Origin of the sequence: Enterobacter sp. ENT03 (assembly GCF_019218745.1) — a bacterium.
GTDB lineage: Bacteria > Pseudomonadota > Gammaproteobacteria > Enterobacterales > Enterobacteriaceae > Enterobacter_D.
The window spans coordinates 38457-61914 of the sequence record NZ_JAHUXA010000014.1 but is presented as its reverse complement, the minus strand read 5'-3'; the positions used below and the strand labels follow the sequence as shown (position 1 = coordinate 61914).

Genomic DNA, 23458 nt, shown 5'->3' with positions numbered 1-23458 from the left:
TTATTCTTTTTCACCGAATTTAAATTTTATCAGGTCGCGGCGTTCTTTCTTATCCGGACGGCGATCGGGGTGCGGCATGGTGAGGGCGTTGAGTTTACGTGCCTCGGCCATTTTCTCGCGCTTTTCAACGCTTTCTGCCGTTTCTTCGTACAGCGCCACCGCCTCAGTTGCCGGGCGGCGTTGCTCGGTGATGGCATTGACAATCACCGTGCGCTCGTCATTTCCCTGACGCAGCGTCAGCCGGGCATGCAACTCGACGATTTTACTCGGTTTGGAGCGCTGTCCGTTGTAATGCACTTTGCCGCCTTCGATCATCTCACGGGCCAGCGCGCGGGTTTTGTAAAAGCGTGCCGCCCAGAGCCACTTATCGAGACGAACCTGGGGTGCGGGTTTCTCTTTCATCGCGTCTCCTTCACACCGAGTGCGGGGATCAAACGGCGGTAATCATTTAGCCCCGGATGGCGCTGATACTGCTTCTCAGCAATACCGGAGTCAGGATTCGTAATGCCGAGGCAGTAGCGAATGCCGAACTGTGCTGCCGCATCAAGGATAGGTTCGCTGTCATCAACAAACAGGGTCCGTGCCGGATCAAGCCCGGTCTCCTGCTGTACGGCTTGCCATAATCGCTGATCCTCTTTCGGATAGCTAAATGTGTGGGTGGAAAGTAATAAATCAAGGTGTGAACCCAGGCCCGTATGCTCAAGCTTCACCGCCAGGTTATGCGGATGCGCATTGGTCAGCAAAATACGGCGTTTCCCGCAGGCTTTTAGCGCATCCAGAAACGGCACGGTGTCTTCACGTAATACCGCGCGTGCGCCCTGGGCGGTGGTCATGGCGCAAATGTCCAGTCCGAGGCGTTCACTCCAGTAATCCAGACAGTACCAGTTTAGCGTATGCTGCACGGCATGATACTGCTGGCCGATGTAATCCTGCGCTTCCTGCGGGCTAATGCCCCGCTGTGCGGCATAGGTTTCCGGCACCAGTTTTTGCCAGAAGTAGTTGTCAAACGCCAGGTCGAGCAGGGTGCCATCCATGTCCAGCAAAACGGTATCCACGTTTTGCCAGTCAATCTCAATATGCATAGAACACTCCGGGCAGAAAGCACCTTCGGCGCGGGCCGCAGAAAACGGCCGCGCGAAGGTGATCAGATCATATTTTCGGGGGAGGGGATCAGCGTCGGGTTAAAGCAGCTGTCATAGTATTGCTGAATATCAGCCAGACGAGTGCGATGACGCTGATAGCGGCGCAGCGCCTGAATGCCGTTATACAGGCTACAGATAATCAACACGGCCAGCAGCAGGGTCGTTGCCGCGTAACGCCACAGGCCGGCGCTGTCCGGCATACGGTGCAGTCTGATGTGACGGGTGCCGTTGGCGTCAGTATAAATATTGGTAATGATCCCTTCGGCGCTGAACGGTGTCTGCATCAGCATTTGCGCCAGCCGCTGAAACTCTCCCCATTGATCCTGCGCCGGATAATCATACAGCGCGACCGGCGGCCACGGTTGATCGACCAGCTCGCTGCCTTCATCGCTGGCAATCACAAAGCCGCCAGGAGCCGGGCTGTTCAGCGCCTGGGCCGCACGTGACGTTTCACGCGTAATAAAGGGCGCGGTGGACGTCGCCACAAGGTTATCCAGCGATTCGGCGCTGACCGGGCGTAACAGTACGTTCACGCCGCTGAGACGGCCAGTGCTGGCGCGGCGGGTGAGTGCGTCCCAGTCTTTGGTGTTACCAAGGTTAACCAGCGCATTTTTCAGGCGCAGACACTCATCTTCGGCGGCGCATAAATCCTGGGTTTTCAGCACGATGTCGGCAAAATCATCCAGCAGCACCATACCGGATTTTTCGATGGCGGAACGCAGGGCGGCGCTGACGCGAGAATCCTCTTCAGTCTGAGGATGCAGCTGGCGATTGACCGCCTGGATCAGCGCGCTGGCTTTAGTGACAGTATCCGATTCCGGCAACGGCAGCGGCGGCGCGTCGTTCCAGATGATCTGCGAGCAGTCGAACGGCGTAAACGGCGACTTTTGCTGGGTGCTCCAGTTACCTGCGGCATGAATACTGCACATGCCGGTACCGCGCAGGCTCAGCGTATCCCCCACGCGCACGGCTGCTTTTTCCAGTTCGCCGACGCTGGTCGCTTCAATGGTCTGCGCGCCTTTCATCCACGACACGGTAAATTTGATCGGCATATCCAGCGGGACCCAGATGATGAGCATCGCCAGCACTACCAGCGCGCCGATGGCGATAACGGCGCTACGTAACCAGTGCTGAATCGGAAAATGGGTGGCTTCATCATGCAGAGATAAAAAGCGTCCCTGACGCACAACGTGACGATCCAGATAAATATCAATGTCTGTCTGCTGCCCTAAATCCTGAGCGATATAGGGCTGCCAGTGCGGAGGATAAATCAGGTCAATGATGCCAAGGGAGATATTATTAATCTGTTCCTGATCGTTTTCACCGAACAACCCCCAGCGTTTTGGCGTGCCGCGCAGGCAATGGATCTCACGTAGCGTATTTTTGGCCGGTGGCGCAAATAATCCCCACAGCCCGGCGGCCAGCAGCATGATCGCACCGCCTGCCATCCACGGAACGAAGACATCGGGCGTCACCAGGCAGAAGAAAAACAGCAGAAAAGAGGCGCTGATCAACAGGGCTTCCCGCAGCCCGTCCGGGCGACTCAGGGCATACTCTTCCCGCGTTTGCTGACGAATATTCAGCAGCTCGATCTGCTCGCTCTCTTCGCCGCGGATCGACGCCTGGGTGGAAGTCTGCACTTCCAGCGAGTAGCCGCGTGTTTCCTGCATGTATTCACTCAGGGTATGACCGTTGAGCGAAATGACCAGCGGAAGGGTATCGGTGTAGATCAATTCCACCGCGTTTTCGTCGGTGATGTACTGTTCCCAGAACGGGGGCAAATGCACTTCTACCGCATCAAGGTAATAGCGCCATTTATTGAGATCGTCGGTGTTGATGCCGTATCGGGTGATCGAGTGCGTCACGGTAAAAACCGTGTTGCTTTGCGTATTTAGCGCCATCGCGACGGGCGGCGTGGTGGCGCCGGTCGGGCCGGGAACATCCAGCACGCGGGAGAGCGTATCAAGATAGCTTTCAACCGCACTGCGCTCATCGGCGGTTAACTTTCGCGTGGCGGCATCAGCAAAAGCCTGAGGATTTGGTAGCCGGTAGAGGCGCTTCGTCCGTCGCCTGAAAAACCACCATGCAAGAAGTGCGCAGGCAAGGCAGGCAGCGAAAAAAATCAAAATGGTGCTCATGCTTTCCCCATCTTACTTTTTTTACAGAGGTGTGGTCAGTAGCACCCTTTCCAAAAAAACGTCATCATGTGGCTGGTTTCGGGCAAGTATAAAACTGAATTCTTTTAAGCGCATACCAGCGCGCAGGATAGTAACAAAAGACACTCTGCATGCAATATCAGCAAATTCCTAATCTTAATTCAAGCTCTTGACTTTTTTAACGAAATGATGAATGTACTAGTTGACGTTACAAATATGTAAATAGAGCGCGAATGCCGTTGCCGAAACCGCTCGCTATACCGCACAATAACCCGAGTTTCCACTGTAAAGACCCCATCATAATGAGTAAATCATTGCAAAAACCCACCATTCTTAACGTCGAAACCGTCGCCAAATCACGGTTATTTAACGTTGAAAGCGTGGATCTGGAATTCAGCAACGGCGAGCGTCGTGTTTATGAGCGCATGCGCCCGTCCACGCGAGAAGCCGTAATGATTGTGCCCATCGTCGATGACCATCTGATTTTGATCCGTGAATATGCCGTAGGGATTGAAGCTTACGAACTGGGCTTCTCGAAGGGGCTTATCGATCCGGGCGAAAGCGTGTATGAAGCCGCAAACCGCGAGTTAAAAGAGGAAGTGGGCTTTGGCGCGAATAACCTGACGTTTCTGAAGAAACTCAGCATGGCGCCGTCCTATTTCTCCAGCAAAATGAATATCGTGGTGGCAGAAGATCTCTACCCGGAATCGCTGGAAGGAGATGAGCCTGAACCGCTGCCGCAGGTACGCTGGCCACTGGCTCATCTGATGGATTTGCTGGAAGATCCCGATTTTAACGAAGCTCGCAATGTCAGCGCGCTGTTTCTGGTTCGGGAATGGCTGAAGGGGCAGGGCAGGCTGTAGGTTTTTTGCCCTCTCCCGAAGGAGAGGGCTTTTGGATCAGAACAGCTCGTGCGTCTCGCCGTTATCAATGATCGTCGTTCCCACCTCATGTACCGCCTGCTGTGTCGGCTGCGTACCTTCGATGAAATACTCCTGACGACTGTTGCCACCGTTAGCCAGTTGACCCGTGCTGCGGTCGATATTCACTGTCACGATGCCCGGCGGCGGCGTCAGCGGCTCTTCAGGTACGCCTTCCAGTGCATGTTTCATAAAGGCGTCCCACGCGGGCTGAGCACTTTTCGCACCGCCTTCATAACCTGAAATCTGATCTTTAATCGCCCCCGAAGCGGTGGTGCGGCCCAGATCCCGCCGATGATCGTCAAAGCCGATCCACACAGAGGTGACTGCGCCCGGACCGTAGCCTGAGAACCACGCATCTTTCGAGCTGTTGGTGGTACCGGTTTTGCCGCCAATATCGTTGCGCTTCAGATCGCGACCTGCACGCCAGCCAGTTCCCTGCCAGCCCGGTTCGCCAAAGATATTGCTGTTGAGCGCGCTCTTGATTAAGAACGCCAGCGGGGTATTGATGACGTGCGGCGCGTACTCCTGCGCCCCGGTCTGCGCCACCAGCGCCTGATTGGCCTGGCCCAGTTGCGGCATTGGCACGACGGCATTTTGCTGCTCCTGCGAGCGGGCTACGTCTTCAACATCTTTATTTTCCAGCACGCCAGACTTCTGCGTTTCGCCGTAGATCACCGGGATGTCGCACTCCACACAGGCGATCTTCGGACGGGCTTCAAACAGCACGCCGCCCTGATCGTTTTCGATTTTGCTGATGAAATACGGATCCACCAGGAAACCGCCGTTCGCCATCACCGCATAACCGCGCGCGACCTGTAACGGCGTAAACGACGCCGAGCCGAGCGCCAGCGATTCGGTATGCACGATGTTTTGCGCCGGGAAGCCGAAGCGCTGCAAATACTCTGCCGCGTAATCCACGCCCATCGCGCGCATCGCACGGACCATCACCACGTTTTTCGACTGGCCTAAGCCCTGACGTAAACGGATCGGCCCGGCGTATTCCGCCGGAGAGTTTTTCGGCTGCCAGTCGGAGCCGGCACCCGCATCCCAGCGTGAAATCGGCACGTCGTTGAGAATGCTCGCCAGCGTCAACCCTTTGTCCATCGCCGCCGTGTAAAGGAACGGCTTGATATTTGAGCCGACCTGACGCAGCGCCTGGGTGGCGCGGTTAAACTTGCTCTGGTTGAAATCGAAGCCGCCCACCAGCGCCATCACCGCGCCGTTCTGCGGATTGATGGAGACTAGCGCGGAGTTCACATCCGGCACCTGCGCCAGCCACCAGGCATCGTCAACCTGACGCACCCAGATTTGCTGCCCGGTCTGTACCACATCGGTAACTTTACGTGGCGTGGCGCCCTGCGCGGTATCCGAACGGTAAGGACGCGCCCAGCGCATGCCTTCCATGCGCAACGAAACGGAGGTGCCGTCTGCCAGCATCGCCGTTGCTTCTTGCAGGCTGGTCGCGGTCACCACCGCAGGCAACAACGGCCCGTAGGTTGGCAGCGCTTTTAATGTCTGGGTGATTTTCTGTGTATCCCAGGCGCTTTCACCCAGCTTCCACAACACGTTCGACGGGCCGCGATAGCCGTGGCGCATGTCGTAATCCAGCACGTTGTTACGTACCGCCTGCTGCGCGGCCTGCTGGATGCGGCGTGTGATGGTGGTGTAAACGCGGTAGCCATCTTCATAAGCTTTATCGCCGTAGCGGGACACCATCTCCTGACGCACCATCTCTGACAGATAAGGCGCTGAGAAAGCGATTTCCGGGGCGTGATAGTTGGCGTCAATCGCCTCGCCGCGCGCCTGATCGTACTCCGCCTGCGAGATATAGCCTTCGCTGAGCATACGCGACAGCACCACATTGCGGCGGCTTGTAGCACGTTCCAGCGAATAGAGCGGGTTGAAGGTTGACGGCGCTTTTGGCAGACCGGCAATCACGGCGATTTCGCTGAGCGTCAGTTGATCGACGGGCTTACCGAAATAGACCTGCGCGGCGGAGCCTACGCCATAGGCGCGATAACCGAGATAAATTTTGTTGAGATAAAGTTCGAGGATCTCGTCTTTATTCATCAACTGCTCGATGCGGATGGCGAGGAACACTTCCTTTATTTTACGCATCAGGGTGCGTTCAGGACTGAGGTAGAAGTTTCGCGCCAGCTGCTGGGTGATGGTGCTTGCGCCCTGCGAAGCATGGCCGGAGAAAAGCGCCACGCTGGCAGCACGGAAAATCCCCACGGGATCAACACCATGATGCTCATAAAAACGGCTGTCTTCCGTCGCAATAAACGCTTTCACCATCACGGGTGGGATCTGATTTAACGTCAGCGGGATGCGTCTTTTTTCACCGTACTGGGCGATCAACTCGCCATCAGCGCTGTAAACCTGCATCGGGATCTGCAAACGCACATCTCTGAGCGTGGCGACATCAGGGAGTTGCGGCTCAACATATTTGTATAAGCCATAGATCGAGCCTGCTCCCAGCAGAATGCAACAGACTGCAAGGATCAATAAATACTTTACGAACTTCACCGGAGATTTCCCATTTAGTTTCACTTGGGCAGTTTATAAACAACCGCGCGGTAGTATAAAGGCAAGCCTGACGCATTGATAGCGTCGTCACTGTTGGCGGCAGATAAGGAGATCGACAGGTATGGCATTCGGGCACTGGCAAATAGGGCTGCATATTCAACAAGGTGGCGTGTACGGCATCGCGCTGGTTCGTGAGAAAGGGCAGTGGGCGCTGCGTCGCTGGTGGCAGGTTCCACTCGCCGGGGACATCGTCGTGGACGGGCAGATCAAGCAGTTTGATGCGCTCTCTCAGGCGTTGTTACCCTGGAGTAAAACGCTGCCGCGCCGCCACCGTATCAGGCTGGCATTTCCCTCCGGACGTACTCTGCAAAAGACCTTCCCCCGCCCGGCAATGCGCCTGGGCGAACGCGAGCGATTGTCGTGGATGGCGGGCAGCCTCGCGCGGGAACTCGATATGGCGAGCGACGATCTACGCTTCGACTACCGTGAAGACACCGTCCATGACGCCTACCGCGTGACGGCAGCGCAACACAAAGATGTGGCTGAACTGTTTGAACTGGCGCAGTCGTTGCGTCTCCATGTAGCCGCTATCACGCCCGATGCCTGCGCCCTGCAACGGCTGATCCCCTTACTCGCGCCCCCTGCCCGCTGGCTGAGCTGGCGCGATCCCGGCCAGTGGCTGTGGGCCACGCGGGAACGCTGGGGAAGACAGCCCGCGCAGGGTATCGATTCGCCGGAAGCGCTGGCGGCGCAATTAGGCCTCGATCCGGCGCAGGGGCAGGTGTGCGAAACATCCGCGGGCTTTGATGTCTGGTGCGCTGTGCCGCATCGCCAGCCGCCGTTACCGGTGAACGGCGATGCCTGGGCAGTCGCCATTGGGCTGGCACTGGGCGAGGAGCACTGAACGTGTACATGGTCAATCTCCTGCCCTGGCGTTCACACCGTCAGCGGCGGCATAACCGCTGCTGGTGTGGGGTGTCTGTCGCCACCGTGCTTACGCTGCTGACGACGACGCTGCTCTGCCGTCACGGCATCCAGGTGGAGCAGCGGGTTATTTATCTCACGCAGGACGCCGACGCCACGCTATTCGCCGCGCTTAACCGGCGTCACGCTGAGCGTCTGCAGGCGCAGCAGCGCTTACAGCAGCAGATAAAACGCGAACAGCAGCGCGCAGCTACACGGGAATGGCAGCTTACCCTGACGCCGCTGGCAGAACAGATGCCGGACGCGGCCTGGCTGACGCAACTGCACTATCAACCGGGGAAGCTGTCGCTGACCGGTTTTGCCACCTCGCTTGCGGCCTTATCCCGGCTTGACGGCGCGCTCAGCCACATCCCCGGCTTTCATCCCGGCACTGCCGGTGCGACCACACGGGATGCGCAGGGCCGCTGGCAATTTCAGCATCAGTTAATCGAGGATGCGGCCCATGCAGCGTTGCCTTGATTTCTGGTACGGCTTAACCACGCGGGAACGGGTGGCGCTGTGGGTAGTGCTGACGTGTTGCCTGGCCGTCTGCCTGTGGTGGATGGCGGTTCGCCCGCCAGGTAACAGACTGGCGCAGCTGAAGAACGAACGTGCCGCCCGGCAGGTAACGTTACGCCAGCATTATCAGCGAACCCATGCGTTGCGCCTGCCGGAGGCGCGGGCAGAAAGCCAGCCAGCGCGTACCTTCTCGCCGCTGGACTTTACGCCCCCGCGCGCCAGCCTGACGCGCTGGCAACCCGCGGTGAATGGCGGTGAACTGGTGCTGGCCGCGAAGTGGGCACAGGTTATGGACACTTTTGCGCGACTGGCGGAGTACGACATGGTCATTCGTGGTTTTACGCTGGAGCCGGAGGGCGAGCAGCTTCGCTTTACCCTGCAACTGGAGGCGGCCAATGATCGTTAAACGCTGGATGCTGGCCGTCATGACTTTCACCTGCCTTACCGGCATGCGGGACCCCTTTTTACCGCAGCCGGACGTCTGCCAGACGGCGCAGCTGACGCAGTGGCGCTATCAGGGTTTCGTTGCGGTGAAAGGCAGCGTCAGAGGGATCCTACGCGATGGCAGCGGAAAGTGGCATCGTGCAACCACAGGCGATCTTTTATCGCCCGGCTGGCGGGTGGGGAACATCACCGATCAGGAGATGCAAATTTTTACGGCGGCAGGCTGTGAACCGCCGCAGTGGCGATGGACACGACAGGGAGATCAACATGAAACGATGGGCAGGGATAATCATGATGTGCAGCGTACTGGCAGCAAGAGCGGAAGCGCCGAAGCCGGTCACGCTGATGGTGGACGACGTACCGGTGGTGCAGGTGCTGCAAAGCCTGGCGGAGCAGGAGAAGCATAATCTGGTGGTGTCCCCCGACGTCAGCGGTACGCTCTCGCTGCATCTGGTTAATGTGCCGTGGAAACAGGCGCTGCAGACGGTGATTGCCAGTGCCGGGCTGACGCTGCAACAGCAGGGCACAATCCTGCATGTGCATTCCCAGGCCTGGCAGCAGCAAAAGCAGGCCAGCCTCGAAGCCGAACAGGAAAAGCAGCGGCTGAACTTGCCATTAAAAGATCAAAGCATCGCACTGCGTTATGCCGATGCGGGCGAACTGGCCGCCGCGGGCGCGAAACTGCTCAGTGCCAGAGGTACGGTAACGGTGGACAAACGCACCAATCGCCTGCTGCTGCGCGACAATGCCGACACGTTACGCACCTTTAGCCGTTGGGTTGAGGAGATGGATCTGCCGGTAGCGCAGGTGGAGCTTGAAGCGCACATCGTCACTATTAATGAAAAAAGTCTGCGTGAACTGGGTGTGAAGTGGGATCTCGCCGAGGCGCCTGCCGATGCGGTGGCAAAAGTCGGGCATATGACGGCCTTAAGCGGCGATCTGTCGGTGGCCAACGCCACCACGCGGATAGGTTTTAATATCGGGCGCATCGACGGTCGCATGCTGGGCGTCGAGCTGTCGGCGCTGGAGCAGGAGCAAAAGCTGGATATTATCGCCAGCCCCCGCCTGCTGGCGTCCCATTTGCAGCCCGCCAGTATTAAACAGGGCAGCGAAATCCCCTATCAGGTCTCCAGCGGTGACAGCGGTGCCACCTCGGTTGAATTTAAAGAGGCGGTGCTCGGCATGGAAGTCACCCCTACGGTGCTGCCGGACGGGCGGGTGCGCCTGAAGCTGCATATCAGCCAGAACATGCCCGGTCAGGTATTACAGCAGGCGGATGGCGAAACCCTGGCCATTGATAAACAGGAAATCGAAACACAGGTTGAAGTGAAAAGCGGCGATACGCTGGCGCTGGGCGGCATTTTTCAGCATAAAAAGAAAACGGCCAGCGATAAGGTTCCGCTGCTTGCCAGCGTTCCCTGGCTGGGGCAGCTGTTTCGTCACGACGGTAAAGATAATGAACGGCGTGAGCTGGTGGTGTTTATCACGCCCCGGCTGGTGCCGCTGCGTTAGGGATATGCGCCGCTGCCCGCGAAAACACTGCCTGCGGGTGGCGACAGACATACGTGTGATATGCACGAAACTTGATGGTTTTTGCACTGAACTGAACTCCGGTGTTTGACGTGGGAGATGAATTAGCTTACAAGGAGTACCGATTTGAGCGTCAGATAGTCCTGACACACCTCAATTGACCTCTGTGAAGGATTGGTGATTTATTCAGTTGCCAAACAAGCCGGAGTATTGAGATAATTTTCAGTCTGATTCTCGAACTCACCATATGAGGTTTCAGTTCATGTCCTGCGGCGTTGTGTGTCTGCGAAGCGGGTTTATCATTAACGAATAGTCTTAGTAGTACCGAAAAAATGGCAGAGAAACGCAATATCTTTCTGGTTGGGCCTATGGGTGCCGGCAAAAGCACTATTGGGCGTCAGTTAGCTCAACAACTCAATATGGAATTTTACGATTCTGATCAAGAGATTGAGAAACGAACCGGAGCTGATGTGGGCTGGGTCTTCGATGTAGAAGGTGAAGATGGTTTCCGCGATCGCGAAGAAAAAGTCATCAATGAGCTGACTGAAAAACAGGGTATTGTGCTGGCAACTGGCGGCGGCTCTGTGAAATCACGCGAAACCCGTAATCGTCTCTCCGCCCGTGGCGTAGTGGTTTATCTGGAAACCACTATCGAAAAGCAATTAGCTCGTACTCAACGTGACAAAAAACGCCCACTGTTACAAGTGGATACACCACCGCGTGAAGTACTGGAAGCGCTGGCGAACGAACGCAACCCTCTGTATGAAGAGATTGCTGACGTCACCATTCGCACTGACGACCAGAGCGCTAAAGTGGTCGCAAACCAGATTATTAATATGCTGGAAAGCAACTGATTTCTGGCTAAACGTAAGCCCTCGGGTTTTAGCAACTAAGGTGGATGTCGCGTCATGGAGAGGATAAACGTCACTCTCGGGGAACGTAGTTACCCTATCACCATCGCGGCTGGCTTGTTCAACGATCCAGCTTCCTTCTTGCCTCTGAAGTCCGGTGATCAGGTTATGCTGGTCACCAACGAGACACTGGCTCCGCTGTATCTCGATAAGATCCGTCGTGTTCTCGAACAGACGGGTGTGAACGTGGATAGCGTTGTTCTGCCTGACGGCGAGCAATTTAAAAGCCTGGCAGTGCTCGATACGGTCTTCACCGCCTTGTTGCAAAAACCTCATGGCCGCGACACGACGCTGGTCGCCCTGGGCGGCGGTGTAGTGGGCGATCTTACCGGGTTTGCGGCAGCCAGCTATCAGCGCGGCGTTCGCTTCATTCAGGTGCCGACCACGCTGCTTTCGCAGGTCGATTCCTCCGTTGGCGGCAAAACGGCGGTTAACCATCCTCTTGGCAAAAACATGATTGGCGCGTTCTACCAGCCCGCTTCGGTGGTGGTGGATCTCGACTGCTTGTCTACTTTGCCTGCGCGTGAACTCTCCTCTGGTCTGGCTGAAGTCATTAAATATGGCATCATTCTTGACCGCGAATTCTTTATCTGGCTGGAAGATAACCTGGATGCATTGCTGCGTCTGGACGGGCCGGCGATGGCGTACTGTATTCGCCGCTGCTGCGAGTTAAAAGCCGAAGTTGTGGCGGCTGACGAGCGCGAAACCGGCTTACGTGCTTTACTGAACCTGGGGCATACCTTTGGTCATGCTATCGAAGCTGAAATGGGCTACGGTAACTGGCTGCATGGTGAGGCTGTCGCTGCGGGTATGGTAATGGCTGCGCGCGTGGCAGAACGTCTCGGGCAGTTCGACCAGCAGGATACACAACGTATTATTACGCTGCTCAAGCGTGCCGGCCTTCCGGTCAACGGCCCGCAAGAGATGTCCCGCGAGGCCTATTTGCCTCATATGATGCGCGACAAGAAAGTGCTGGCGGGCGAGATGCGCTTAGTGCTCCCGCTTGCCATCGGTAAAAGTGAAGTTCGCGGCGGCGTTCCGCATGATGTTGTACTTGGCGCCATTGCGGATTGCCAGCAAGCGTAACAATTAGAAAGGTCTGGCCGCGCCAGCCGTGGCGTTTTAACTTCGGGCGATATGCACGTGGTAAGCATAAGCCTATGAGTGGGGTGTTAAATGGATGAATATAAACCAGAAGACGAGCTGAAACCCGATCCCAGCGATCGTCGTACTGGTCGTTCCCGTCAATCTTCTGATCGTGACAGTGAACCGCAAATCAATTTCGATGATGTCGATCTGGATGCAGACGATCGCCGTCCTTCGCGATCCCGTAAGCCGCGTGAAGACGAGGAATACGAGGAGTACGAGGAAGAAGACGCCTCTGTGGATGAGCCGCGCGATACGCGCCGTCCGCGCAATCGCAAAAAAGCCGCCGCCGCTAAACCCGCTTCTCGTCAGTATATGATGATTGGCCTGGGCATCCTGGTGCTGTTGCTGTTAATCGTCGGTATCGGCTCCGCGCTGAAATCGCCGGTAAGCAAAAACAACAGCGAGCAGACGGCGTCCACTGAGAAAAATATCGATCTGGCTGGCAGCAACACCACCAGTAATGCCGCCGACCAGGCTAACGCAACGCAACCTGCCCCTGGCACCACCTCTGCTGAGCAGACGGCGGGCAACCAGCAGGATGTTTCTCTGCCGCCGATTTCGTCTACGCCGACGCAGGCGCAAACTGCCGCTACGCCGGAAGGCCAGCAGCGTGTGGAAGTGCAGGGTGATCTGAACAACGCGCTGACCCAGCCGCAAAATCAGGATCAGCTTAATAACGTGGCGGTAAACTCTACGCTGCCGACGGAACCGGCAACGGTGGCTCCGCTGCGTAATGGCGCTGCCGCACCGCGTCAGACCACCGATACGGCGGAACGTCAGACCGCGCCGCGCACCACCGAGCGCAAGCAGGCGGTCATTGAGCCGAAATCGCAAAGCAAACCGCAAACGGCGCCGAAAGCCGTGCCGGTTCAGCCGAAGCGTTCGGAAACCGTTATTGCCGCACCGGCGAAAACCCCGGCTGCAACCAGCACAGCACCGAAAGCAACGGCCAGCACACCGGCTAAGCCCGCGCCGACAACCTCTGCTGCCCCTGCAGCGACGGCTACCACTACCGCGCCAGCAGCGGGCACGCCGGCGAAATCCGCAGCGCCTGCCGCAACGACGGGGGGAACCACGGGTAACGTGAGTGCGTTAAAATCTGCGCCGTCCGGTCATTACACGTTGCAGTTGAGCAGTTCTTCCAACTCCAACAACCTGAACGCCTGGGCGAAGAAAGAGAATCTGAAAAACTACGTGGTTTATCAGACCTCCCGCAACGGTCAGCCGTGGTATGTGCTGGTGAGCGGTGTGTATGCTTCGAAAGAAGAAGCTAAACGCGCCGTGGCAACGTTGCCAGCCGATGTTCAGGCGAAAAACCCATGGGCGAAGCCAGTGCACCAGGTGCAGGCCGATCTCAAATAATGATTAAAGCGCAGGTTGCTGTCGGAGCTTTCTCCACAGCCGGAGAAGGTGTAATTAGTCAGTCAGCATGAAAAAGAATCGCGCTTTTCTGAAATGGGCAGGGGGCAAGTACCCCCTGCTCGACGACATCAAAAAGCACTTGCCGGAAGGCGAGTGCCTGATTGAGCCGTTTGTAGGTGCCGGGTCGGTATTTCTCAATACCGACTTTTCTCGTTATATCCTTGCCGACATTAACAGCGATCTGATTAACCTCTACGACATCGTGAAGACCCGTACCGATGAGTATGTGCAGAACGCGCGGGAACTCTTTGTTCCGCAAACCAATCAGGCCGAGGTTTACTACCAGCTGCGCGCTGAGTTTAATCAGTGCCGCGATACCTTGCGTCGGGCGGTGCTGTTCCTGTATCTGAATCGCCATGGCTACAATGGCCTGTGCCGCTACAATTTACGCGGTGAGTTCAATGTGCCTTTTGGTCGCTATAAGAAGCCCTACTTCCCGGAAGCGGAGCTGTATCACTTTGCCGAGAAAGCGCAGAACGCGTTTTTCTACTGTGAGACGTATGCGGACAGCATGGCGCGCGCCACCAAAGATTCGGTAGTGTACTGCGATCCGCCTTACGCACCGCTGACCTCTACCGCTAACTTTACCGCCTATCACACCAACAGCTTCAGCCTGGAACAGCAGGCGCATCTGGCGAAGCTGGCGGAAAATCTGCAGAAAGAGCAGATCACGGTGCTGATCTCCAATCACGATACGTCGTTAACCCGTGAGTGGTACAGTCAGGCAGAGATGTACTTGTTAAAAGTGCGGCGCAGCATAAGCAGTAATGGCGGCACACGTAAAAAGGTGGACGAACTGCTGGCTCTGTATCGCCCCTGAGCCGTTTCGCCCGCCGCTAAAACCTCTAAGGAGATGCGGATGAAACAGTATTTAATAGCCCCTTCGATTCTGTCGGCTGATTTTGCCCGCCTGGGTGAAGATACCGCGAAAGCGCTGGCAGCCGGTGGTGATGTGGTGCATTTTGACGTGATGGATAACCATTATGTGCCGAACCTGACCATGGGTCCGATGGTGTTGAAATCCCTGCGCAATTACGGCATCACCGCCCCGATTGACGTGCATCTGATGGTGAAACCGGTCGACAGACTGGTGCCGGATTTTGCCGCAGCGGGCGCGAGTATTATCACCTTTCATCCTGAAGCGTCCGAGCACGTGGACCGCACGCTGCAACTGATCAAAGAACACGGCTGTAAGGCCGGGCTGGTATTTAATCCGGCGACCTCCCTGAGCTACCTCGATTATGTGATGGATAAGCTGGACGTGATCCTGCTGATGTCCGTCAACCCCGGCTTTGGCGGCCAGTCATTTATTCCGCAGACGCTGGATAAGCTGCGCGAAGTGCGTCGCCGTATTGATGCCTCTGGCCGTGATATTCGTCTGGAAGTGGACGGCGGCGTGAAGGCGAGCAATATTCGCGACATCGCCGCTGCCGGTGCAGATATGTTCGTCGCAGGCTCAGCGATTTTCGATACGCCCGATTACAAACAGGTTATTGATGAAATGCGCAGTGAACTCGCAAAGGTCGGCCATGAATAAGAAGCAGGACATCCGGGGCGTCGCATTTGACCTCGACGGCACGCTGGTTGACAGCGCGCCGGGCTTAACCCATGCGGTAGATATGGCGCTGTATGCGCTCGAACTGCCGCAGGCGGGGGAAGAGCGTGTGATCACGTGGATTGGTAACGGGGCCGACGTGCTGATGCAGCGCGCGCTAAGCTGGGCCCGCCAGGAGCGTGCGGTTTTACGCTCATCAATGGGTAAGCCCGCGGTTGACCACGCCGATATTCCGGAAGACGAACAGGCGCGCATGCTGCGTAAACTGTTCGATCGTTATTACGCTGATGTCGTGGAAGAGGGCAGTTTCCTGTTCCCCGGTGTTGAACAGACGCTTGCCGCGCTACAGGCGCAGGGCATGCCGCTGGCGCTGGTCACCAACAAGCCGACGCCTTTTGTCGCCCCGCTGCTGGAGGCGCTTAATATTGCCCGTTTCTTTAGCGTGGTGATTGGCGGCGATGACGTTAAAAACAAAAAACCGCACCCGGAGCCGTTACTGCTGGTGGCGGAAAAACTGGGCATCGAACCGCAGGCGTTGCTCTTTGTCGGCGATTCCCGCAATGATATTCTGGCGGCACGTGCCGCAGGCTGTTGCTCTGTTGGCCTGACTTACGGCTACAACTACGGTGAAGCCATTACGCTTAGCGAGCCGGATCACGTGTTCGACCGCTTTAACGATTTACTGCCCGTGCTCGGGCTCAAGCACCGCGAGGATCAGGAAGAAAATCATGACTAAGCCCATCGTATTTAGTGGCGCACAGCCTTCAGGTGAACTGACCATCGGTAACTATATGGGTGCGCTGCGTCAGTGGGTAGGTATGCAGGATGATTATCACTGCATTTACTGCATCGTTGACCTGCATGCCATCACCGCCCGCCAGGATCCTGAAAAGCTGCGTAAAGCCACCCTCGACACACTGGCGCTCTATCTGGCATGCGGTATCGATCCGGAAAAAAGTACCATCTTCGTACAGTCTCACGTGCCGGAGCATGCGCAGCTGGGCTGGGCGCTGAACTGCTACACCTATTTCGGTGAGTTAAGCCGCATGACGCAGTTCAAAGACAAGTCAGCGCGCTATTCCGAGAACATCAACGCCGGTCTGTTCGATTATCCGGTGCTGATGGCCGCTGATATTCTGCTGTATCAGACCAACCAGGTGCCAGTGGGCGAAGATCAGAAGCAGCACCTTGAGCTGAGCCGCGATATTGCACAGCGCTTCAATGCCATTTACGGCGACGTCTTCAAAGTGCCGGAACCTTTTATTCCGAAATCCGGCGCGCGCGTGATGTCCCTGCTTGAGCCGACGAAGAAAATGTCCAAGTCCGACGATAACCGCAACAACGTTATCGGCCTGCTGGAAGATCCGAAGTCGGTAGTGAAGAAGATCAAACGCGCCGTGACCGACTCCGACGAGCCGGCAGTAGTGCGCTATGACGTGCAGAACAAAGCGGGCGTTTCCAACCTGCTGGATATTCTTTCTGCCGTGACCGGTAAGAGCATCCCGGAGCTGGAGCAGCATTTCGAAGGCAAAATGTATGGTCATCTGAAGGGTGAAGTGGCAGAAGCCGTATCCACTATGCTGACCGAGTTACAAGAACGCTATCACCGTTACCGCAATGATGAAGCTTTCCTGCAAAAAATCATGCGCGAAGGGGCGGAAAAAGCCAGCGCCCATGCCGCTGTGACGCTGAAAAAAGTGTACGAAGCAATTGGTTTCGTCGCGAAGCCGTAACTGATGTTAATGCCGGATGGCGTCGCCATCCGGTGTCTATCCGGAACCTTTTTCTCTCCGTTATCCCATCCATAATACAAAAATTGTGAAGCGCCTCGCCGTTTCCACATTCCTCGCTTGCTCCATATCTTCATTTTAATGAAAATATAAATATTCAATTTAATGAAAATTAATTATGCGTCGAACATTTATCAAGAAAGAGGGGGTAGTACTGACTACCCTGGCCCGTTACCTGCTGGGTGAGAAGTGCGGTAACCGACTGAAAACTATCGATGAACTGGCAAGCGAATGCCATTCCTCCGTGGGACTAACTCAGGCGGCGCTGAAAACCCTGGAATCATCGGGTGCCATCCGTATTGAACGACGCGGCCGTAACGGCAGTTATCTGGTCGAGATGGATAACCGTACCTTGCTGAAGCATGTGGATATTAACAACGTCGTCTGTGCAATGCCGCTGCCCTATACCCGCCTGTATGAAGGGCTGGCGAGCGGGCTGAAAGCGCAGTTCGACGGTATCCCGTTTTATTACGCACACATGCGCGGAGCAGATATTCGCGTCGAGTGCCTGCTTAACGGCGTGTATGACATGGCCGTCGTGTCCCGACTGGCGGCGGAAAGCTATCTGGCGCAGGACGGCTTACGTATCGCGCTGGCGCTGGGACCTCATACCTACGTCGGCGAACATCAGCTTATCTGCCGCAAGGGAGAGTCAGCTAGCGTGAAGCGCGTCGGGCTGGATAACCATTCGGCGGATCAGAAAATCATGACCGACGCCTGTTTTGGCGGTCAGGATGTAGAACTGATTGATCTGCCCTATCACGAAAGCCTGCAGCGTATTGCGAAAGGTGACGTGGATGCCGTGATCTGGAACGTGGCGGCAGAAGCCGAGCTGGCCGTTCTGGGACTCGAAGCCACGCCACTGACACGCGATCCGCGTTTCTTACAGGCCACGGAAGCCGTGGTGCTCATCCGCGCAGAAGATTACCCGATGCTGCAACTGCTGCGCGCCATGGTCAATAAAGAGGCGCTGCTTGCCCATCAGCAGCGTGTAGCAAACGGCGAACAGGAACCGAGTTATTAAAGGCGAATCTATGGAAAACAGACTTAATCTACTGTGCGAAGCGGGGGTTATCGACCAACCCATTTGCAGCAGCATGCGGCGTATTGTCAGGCGGCTGGACACGGAGTGGCATCTGCCGGTGCACACTGAGCAGGGCGCAATGGCGATAACCCATATGGCGAGCGCGCTCATGCGCAGCCGCCGGGGCGACGTTGTTGAACCGCTGGATAGCGAACTGCTGGCAGAAATGGCGCAATCGCCTTTCTGGCCGGCCATCATGCAGGCGCATCAGGCCTTGCTGAAAGAGTGCGATGTCACGCTTCATGCCAGTGAAGAGGGCTATCTGCTGGCGAATCTGTATGGATTATGGATGGCGGCGCAAGAGGGCGTCTGAAGTAAAGGGAAGACTGGGGTATTGCACCTTAAATATTCAGAAAAATGAATATTTAGCCGACGGATCAGAAACGAGGCACACCGATGTTTATACATGCACTAAAACGCCAGAATCCTGCGCTGATCGCAGCCGCAGTCGATCTCTGGCAGCAGGGAAAAATTGCCCCGGACAGCTGGGTTATTGATGTCGATCAGGTGATGGAAAATGGCCGACGTCTGCTGACAGTGGCGCGGGAGCAGGGCATTGCGCTCTATCTGATGACCAAGCAGCTTGGGCGTAATCCCTGGCTGGCGGAGAAGCTCCTGCAACTGGGATACGCCGGTATTGTGGTCGTCGATTACAAAGAGAGCCGTGTAATGCGCCGCGCCGGACTGCCGGTGGCGCATCAGGGGCACCTGGTGCAGATCCCCTCCCGACAGGTCAACGATGCAGTGGCGCAGGGAACGGATGTCATCACGCTCTATTCGCTGGAAAAAGCGCGTGAAGTATCAGCAGCCGCCGTACAGGCGGGCCGTGAGCAGAAAGTGATGCTTAAGGTCTACGGCGAGGATGATTTCCTCTATCCGGGTCAGGAGAGCGGCTTTGCACTGAGCAGTCTGACGGCGGTGGCGGCTGAAATACGCCGTCTCCCCGGTCTGCACCTGAGCGGGTTAACGCATTTTCCCTGCCTGCTGTGGGATGAGCACTCCGCGCAGACGGTGCCGACGCCGAATATGCACACGCTGGTCGCTGCCCGACAGCAACTGGCCGACGCGGGGATCGCCATTGAACAACTTAACGCGCCCTCGGCCAGTAGCTGCGCCTCGTTACCGCTGCTGGCGAAATACGGCGTCACCCATGCCGAGCCGGGACATGCGCTGACCGGCACCCTGCCTGCCAATCAACAGGGCGATCAGCCTGAACGTATCGCCATGCTCTGGCTGAGCGAAATTTCGCACCATTTTCGTGGCGACAGTTACTGCTATGGCGGTGGTTATTACCGTCGCGGCCATGCGCAAAACGCGCTGATCTTCACGCCCGGCACTGACACGCCGGTGGCGACGACGCTAAAGCGCGTTGATGACAGCAGTATCGATTATTACCTGCCGCTGGCGGGCGAGCACCCGGTGGGCAGTGCGGTGGTGTTCTGCTTCCGTACGCAGATCTTCGTGACGCGCAGCGATGTAGTGCTGGTGTCGGGTATTCAGCGCGGCGCGGCGCACATTGTCGCCCGTTACGACAGTCTCGGAAACGTTCTGGAGGAGTGATGGCGCGATGTGTGGTGTTGGTTATCGACAGCTTTGGCGTCGGTGCAATGAACGATGTGGCGCAGGTAAGGCCACAGGATGCGGGCGCGAATACCTGCGGGCATATCCTTGCGCGGTTGCCGCACTTATCGCTGCCGACGCTGGAAAAACTGGGACTTATCAATGCGCTGGGCTATACGCCAGGGGTAATGAAGCCTTCTGAGTGTGCGGTATGGGGTGTTGCAGAATTGCAGCACGAAGGCGGCGATACCTTTATGGGGCATCAGGAAATTTTGGGCACCCGTCCGCAGGCACCGCTGCGCATGCCGTTTAGCCGGGTGATAGATAACGTCGAGCGCGCGCTGAAAGACGCAGGCTGGCAGGTTGAACGGCGCGGTGGCGATCTGGCGTTTCTGTGGGTCAACCAGGCGGTAGCGGTGGGCGATAACCTCGAAGCGGATGCAGGCCAGGTCTACAACGTGACGGCCAATCTTTCGGTCATCCCTTTTGCCGAGGTGCAGAAAATCGGGCGCGTGGTGCGTGAGCACGTGCAGGTGGGGCGCGTCATCGCCTTTGGCGGGCAACTCGCTGACAGCCAGCGCATTCTGGACGCGGTAGAGACAAAAGACGCGCGCTTTATCGGCATCAATGCGCCGCGCTCCGGTGCCTATGAAAAGGGCTTTCAGGTGATGCATATGGGTTATGGCGTGGATGGCCAGGTACAGGTGCCGCAAAAGCTGCATGAGGCAGGTATCTCCACCGTTCTGGTGGGCAAAGTGGCGGATATTGTCAGTAATCCACACGGCCGCAGCTGGCAAAACCTGGTGGACAGCCAGCGCATCATGGACCTCACGCTCGAGGAATTTAACACGCATCCCGCGGTGTTCATCTGCACCAATATTCAGGAAACCGATCTCGCCGGTCATGCCGAAGATGTTGACCGTTACGCTGACCGCCTGCAGCTCGTCGATCGCAACCTTGCGCTACTGATGGCGGCAATGACGCAGGAAGACTGTCTGATCGTCATGGCCGATCACGGTAACGATCCGACCATTGGCCACAGCCATCACACCCGCGAAGTGGTGCCAGTGCTGGTGTATCAGCCGGGGATGACGCCCGCCCGGTTGGGCGTGCGCCCCACTTTGTCCGATGTCGGGGCGACAGTCTGTGAATTTTTCGGCGCGGCGCTGCCGCAAAACGGCACTTCATTTCTTTCGGCACTGCCACTGACAGGAGACGCGCGATGAATTTTGATCCGACGGGGTACACCTACGCCCATGAGCATCTGCATATTGATCTCTCCGGCTTCAAGAATAATCTCGACTGCCGCCTGGATCAGTACGATCTGATTTGCCAGGAGATGCGCGATCTGCGGGCCGCAGGCGTGAGTAATATTATTGAGATGACCAACCGCTATATGGGCCGTAACCCCCAGTTTTTGCTGGACATTATGCGCGATAGCGGAATGAACGTGGTGGCCTGCACCGGGTATTACCAGGATGCGTTTTTCCCGGAACACGTCACCACCCATAGCGTGGCGCAACTGGCGCAGGAGATGGTGGATGAGATTGTTATCGGTATTGACGGCACCGCGCTAAAAGCGGGCATCATTGCCGAGATTGGCTCCAGCGAAGGGGCGATCACCCCGCGTGAGGAAAAAGTGTTTATCGCCGCCGCGCGGGCGCACAACGAAACCGGATGCCCCATCTCGACCCATACCTCTTTCAGTACCATGGGGCTTGAGCAACTGGCGCTGCTGAAAGCGCAGGGCGTCGACCTGTCCCGCGTGGTCGTCGGCCACTGCGATCTGAAAGATAATCTCGACAACATCTTACGTATGATCGATCTGGGCGCGTATGTGCAGTTCGATACCATCGGCAAGAACAACTACTACCCGGACGAAAAGCGCATCGGCATGCTGCACGCGCTGCGCGATCGCGGGTTACTTAACCGCGTCATGCTCTCGATGGACATTACCCGCCGTTCCCATTTAAAAGCCAATGGCGGCACTGGCTACGGCTATCTGTTGACCTCTTTTATCCCACAGCTGCGCCATTCCGGATTCTCACAGACCGATGTGGACATCATGTTGCGCGATAACCCCTCACAATTTTTCCAATAAGGACCGACCCATGAAAAAGATTGGCGTTGCTGGCTTACAGCGTGAGCAGATTAAAAAGACCATCGAAACAGCGGCTCCCGGCTGCTTTGAGGTGTCCATCCATAACGACATGGACGCGGCGATGAAGGTGAAAGCCGGACAACTGGATTATTACATTGGTGCCTGTAACACCGGCGCAGGGGCGGCGTTGTCGATTGCCATCGCGGTGATTGGCTACAACAAAAGCTGCACCATCGCGAAGCCTGGCATCAAAGCGAAAGACGAGCATATCGCCAAAATGGTCGCGGAAGGGAAGGTGGCATTTGGCCTCTCCGTTGAGCATGTTGAGCATGCGATCCCGATGCTGATTAACCATCTGAAATAAAAGGGCGGATTATGGATCTGTATATTCAGATTATCGTGGTGGCCTGTCTGACGGGAATGACGTCGCTGCTGGCGCACCGCTCGGCCGCCGTTTTTCATGACGGTATCCGGCCCATTCTGCCGCAGCTGATTGAAGGCTATATGAACCGTCGTGAAGCGGGGAGCATCGCCTTCGGCCTGAGTATCGGCTTTGTGGCCTCGGTGGGCATCTCCTTCACTCTCAAGACGGGTCTGCTCAATGCGTGGCTGCTGTTCCTGCCGACGGATATTCTCGGCGTGCTGGCGGCAAACAGTCTGCTGGCGTTTGGCCTGGGCGCTGTCTGGGGTGTGCTGCTGCTGACCTGCCTGCTGCCAGTTAACCAATTGCTGACGGCATTGCCTGTGGATGTGCTGGGGAGCCTCGGCGAACTCAGCTCGCCGGTGGTTTCCGCCTTCGCTCTTTTTCCGCTGGTGGCGATCTTTTACCAGTTTGGGTGGAAGCACAGCTTGCTGGCTGCCGTAGTGGTACTGATGACCCGCGTGCTGGTGGTGCGTTACTTCCCGCATCTCAATCCGGAATCGATTGAGATTTTCATCGGCATGTTGATGCTGCTGGCCATCGCCATTACCCACGACCTGCGTCAACGGGGCGGCGAGGAGCTTGATACCAGCGGGTTGTCGGTCTTCGAGGAACGCACGTCACGCATTATTAAAAACCTGCCCTATATCGCCATTGTCGGGGCGCTGATCGCCGCCGTTGCCAGCATGAAGATCTTCGCCGGCAGCGAGGTGTCCATTTTTACTCTGGAGAAAGCGTATTCCGCCGGCATCACACCGGAGCAGTCGCAGACGCTGGTCAATCAGGCGGCGCTGGCGGAACTGATGCGCGGGCTGGGTTTTGTGCCGATGATTGCCACCACCGCGCTGGCGACGGGCGTCTATGCGGTGGCAGGCTTTACCTTTGTGTATGCCGTCGGTTACCTGGCGCCCAACCCCTGGCTGGCGGCCATTCTCGGCGCAGTGGTGATTTCCGCAGAAGTGCTGCTATTGCGCTCGATCGGCAAATGGCTTGGGCGCTATCCGTCTGTCCGTAACGCCTCGGATAATATTCGCAATGCCATGAATATGTTGATGGAAATGGCGCTGCTGGTCGGTTCCATCTTTGCCGCCATCAAAATGGCGGGCTACACCGGCTTCTCTATTGCGGTGGCGATCTATTTCCTCAACGAATCACTTGGCCGTCCGGTGCAGAAAATGGCGGCCCCGGTGGTCGCGGTGATGATCACCGGCATTGTGCTGAATATTCTCTACTGGGCGGGATTGTTCATTCCCGCCTGA

At 56.8% G+C, this 23458-nt stretch carries 24 protein-coding genes; 20 read left to right on the top strand and 4 right to left on the bottom strand.

Annotated features, from left to right (window positions below; genetic code table 11):
- From hslR to KW828_RS16595, 3 genes are all read right to left on the bottom strand, one after another.
- A complete protein-coding gene (gene hslR, locus KW828_RS16605) occupies nt 1-402 on the bottom strand; it encodes a ribosome-associated heat shock protein Hsp15 (protein WP_218337436.1) in 402 nt (133 codons plus the stop codon).
- Nucleotides 399-1082 carry a GMP/IMP nucleotidase gene (gene yrfG / locus KW828_RS16600; protein WP_218337435.1) on the bottom strand — a complete coding sequence of 228 codons (684 nt, stop codon included), beginning with the start codon at nt 1080-1082 and terminating at the stop codon, nt 399-401. Before yrfG ends, hslR begins: the two co-directional genes overlap by 4 nt.
- A gap of 62 nt (nt 1083-1144) precedes the next feature.
- A complete protein-coding gene (locus KW828_RS16595; protein ID WP_218337434.1) occupies nt 1145-3280 on the bottom strand; it encodes an intracellular growth attenuator family protein in 2136 nt (711 codons plus the stop codon).
- A gap of 320 nt (nt 3281-3600) precedes the next feature.
- Between KW828_RS16595 and nudE the strand changes: the two genes are divergently transcribed.
- Complete coding sequence (gene nudE / locus KW828_RS16590) at nt 3601-4161, top strand: ADP compounds hydrolase NudE (RefSeq protein ID WP_218337433.1); 561 nt, start codon at nt 3601-3603, stop codon at nt 4159-4161.
- 36 nt (nt 4162-4197) lie between these two features.
- Here the strand turns inward: nudE and mrcA are convergent, their stop codons facing one another.
- Nucleotides 4198-6750 carry a peptidoglycan glycosyltransferase/peptidoglycan DD-transpeptidase MrcA gene (gene mrcA / locus KW828_RS16585; protein WP_218337432.1) on the bottom strand — a complete coding sequence of 851 codons (2553 nt, stop codon included), beginning with the start codon at nt 6748-6750 and terminating at the stop codon, nt 4198-4200.
- Between the two features lie 121 nt (nt 6751-6871).
- Here mrcA and KW828_RS16580 point away from each other — a divergent pair, with 121 nt between their 5' ends.
- The 19 genes from KW828_RS16580 to KW828_RS16495 all read left to right on the top strand — a co-directional run bounded on the left by KW828_RS16580 (nt 6872) and on the right by KW828_RS16495 (nt 23458).
- The gene (locus tag KW828_RS16580; protein ID WP_218337431.1) at nt 6872-7654 is read left to right on the top strand and encodes a pilus assembly protein PilM; all 783 of its coding nucleotides are present in this window, start codon (nt 6872-6874) and stop codon (nt 7652-7654) included.
- Nucleotides 7655-7662: 8 nt separating this feature from the next.
- Nucleotides 7663-8193 (top strand): PilN domain-containing protein, encoded by a 531-nt coding sequence (locus tag KW828_RS16575; protein ID WP_218337430.1) that lies wholly within the window; start codon nt 7663-7665, stop codon nt 8191-8193.
- Nucleotides 8177-8638 (top strand): type II secretion system protein GspM, encoded by a 462-nt coding sequence (gspM, locus tag KW828_RS16570; RefSeq protein ID WP_218337429.1) that lies wholly within the window; start codon nt 8177-8179, stop codon nt 8636-8638. Before KW828_RS16575 ends, gspM begins: the two co-directional genes overlap by 17 nt.
- A complete protein-coding gene (locus KW828_RS21960; protein ID WP_256350228.1) occupies nt 8628-9083 on the top strand; it encodes a HofP DNA utilization family protein in 456 nt (151 codons plus the stop codon). The genes gspM and KW828_RS21960 overlap by 11 nt, the downstream gene beginning before the upstream one ends.
- Nucleotides 8968-10188: a DNA uptake porin HofQ gene (hofQ, locus tag KW828_RS16565; RefSeq protein ID WP_256350227.1), complete on the top strand. Its 1221-nt coding sequence runs from the start codon at nt 8968-8970 to the stop codon at nt 10186-10188. The genes KW828_RS21960 and hofQ overlap by 116 nt, the downstream gene beginning before the upstream one ends.
- 350 nt (nt 10189-10538) lie before the next feature.
- Nucleotides 10539-11060 carry a shikimate kinase AroK gene (gene aroK, locus KW828_RS16560; RefSeq protein ID WP_072571245.1) on the top strand — a complete coding sequence of 174 codons (522 nt, stop codon included), beginning with the start codon at nt 10539-10541 and terminating at the stop codon, nt 11058-11060.
- 54 nt (nt 11061-11114) lie between these two features.
- Nucleotides 11115-12203: a 3-dehydroquinate synthase gene (aroB, locus tag KW828_RS16555; protein WP_218337427.1), complete on the top strand. Its 1089-nt coding sequence runs from the start codon at nt 11115-11117 to the stop codon at nt 12201-12203.
- A 90-nt stretch (nt 12204-12293) separates the two neighbouring features.
- A complete protein-coding gene (gene damX, locus KW828_RS16550; RefSeq protein ID WP_218337426.1) occupies nt 12294-13628 on the top strand; it encodes a cell division protein DamX in 1335 nt (444 codons plus the stop codon).
- Between the two features lie 67 nt (nt 13629-13695).
- Nucleotides 13696-14508, top strand: a complete 813-nt coding sequence (gene dam / locus KW828_RS16545; protein ID WP_218337425.1) for an adenine-specific DNA-methyltransferase — start codon at nt 13696-13698, stop codon at nt 14506-14508.
- A 39-nt stretch (nt 14509-14547) separates the two neighbouring features.
- Nucleotides 14548-15225: a ribulose-phosphate 3-epimerase gene (rpe, locus tag KW828_RS16540; RefSeq protein WP_218337424.1), complete on the top strand. Its 678-nt coding sequence runs from the start codon at nt 14548-14550 to the stop codon at nt 15223-15225.
- On the top strand, nt 15218-15979 hold the full coding sequence (gph, locus tag KW828_RS16535) for a phosphoglycolate phosphatase (RefSeq protein WP_218337423.1): 762 nt from the start codon (nt 15218-15220) through the stop codon (nt 15977-15979). Before rpe ends, gph begins: the two co-directional genes overlap by 8 nt.
- Nucleotides 15972-16976 carry a tryptophan--tRNA ligase gene (gene trpS, locus KW828_RS16530; protein ID WP_218337422.1) on the top strand — a complete coding sequence of 335 codons (1005 nt, stop codon included), beginning with the start codon at nt 15972-15974 and terminating at the stop codon, nt 16974-16976. The genes gph and trpS overlap by 8 nt, the downstream gene beginning before the upstream one ends.
- Before the next feature lie 175 nt (nt 16977-17151).
- Entirely contained in the window at nt 17152-18057 is a 906-nt protein-coding gene (gene yhfZ, locus KW828_RS16525) for a GntR family transcriptional regulator YhfZ (protein WP_218337421.1), read from the top strand.
- 10 nt (nt 18058-18067) lie between these two features.
- Nucleotides 18068-18430 carry a PRD domain-containing protein gene (locus KW828_RS16520; RefSeq protein WP_218337420.1) on the top strand — a complete coding sequence of 121 codons (363 nt, stop codon included), beginning with the start codon at nt 18068-18070 and terminating at the stop codon, nt 18428-18430.
- 83 nt (nt 18431-18513) lie between these two features.
- Entirely contained in the window at nt 18514-19677 is a 1164-nt protein-coding gene (locus tag KW828_RS16515; RefSeq protein ID WP_218337419.1) for a YhfX family PLP-dependent enzyme, read from the top strand.
- Nucleotides 19677-20903, top strand: a complete 1227-nt coding sequence (locus KW828_RS16510; protein WP_218337418.1) for a phosphopentomutase — start codon at nt 19677-19679, stop codon at nt 20901-20903. Before KW828_RS16515 ends, KW828_RS16510 begins: the two co-directional genes overlap by 1 nt.
- Complete coding sequence (locus KW828_RS16505) at nt 20900-21778, top strand: phosphotriesterase-related protein (RefSeq protein WP_218337417.1); 879 nt, start codon at nt 20900-20902, stop codon at nt 21776-21778. Before KW828_RS16510 ends, KW828_RS16505 begins: the two co-directional genes overlap by 4 nt.
- 10 nt (nt 21779-21788) lie before the next feature.
- The gene (locus KW828_RS16500; RefSeq protein WP_218337416.1) at nt 21789-22142 is read left to right on the top strand and encodes a DUF2620 domain-containing protein; all 354 of its coding nucleotides are present in this window, start codon (nt 21789-21791) and stop codon (nt 22140-22142) included.
- An 11-nt stretch (nt 22143-22153) separates the two neighbouring features.
- Nucleotides 22154-23458 (top strand): YhfT family protein, encoded by a 1305-nt coding sequence (locus tag KW828_RS16495; protein ID WP_218337415.1) that lies wholly within the window; start codon nt 22154-22156, stop codon nt 23456-23458.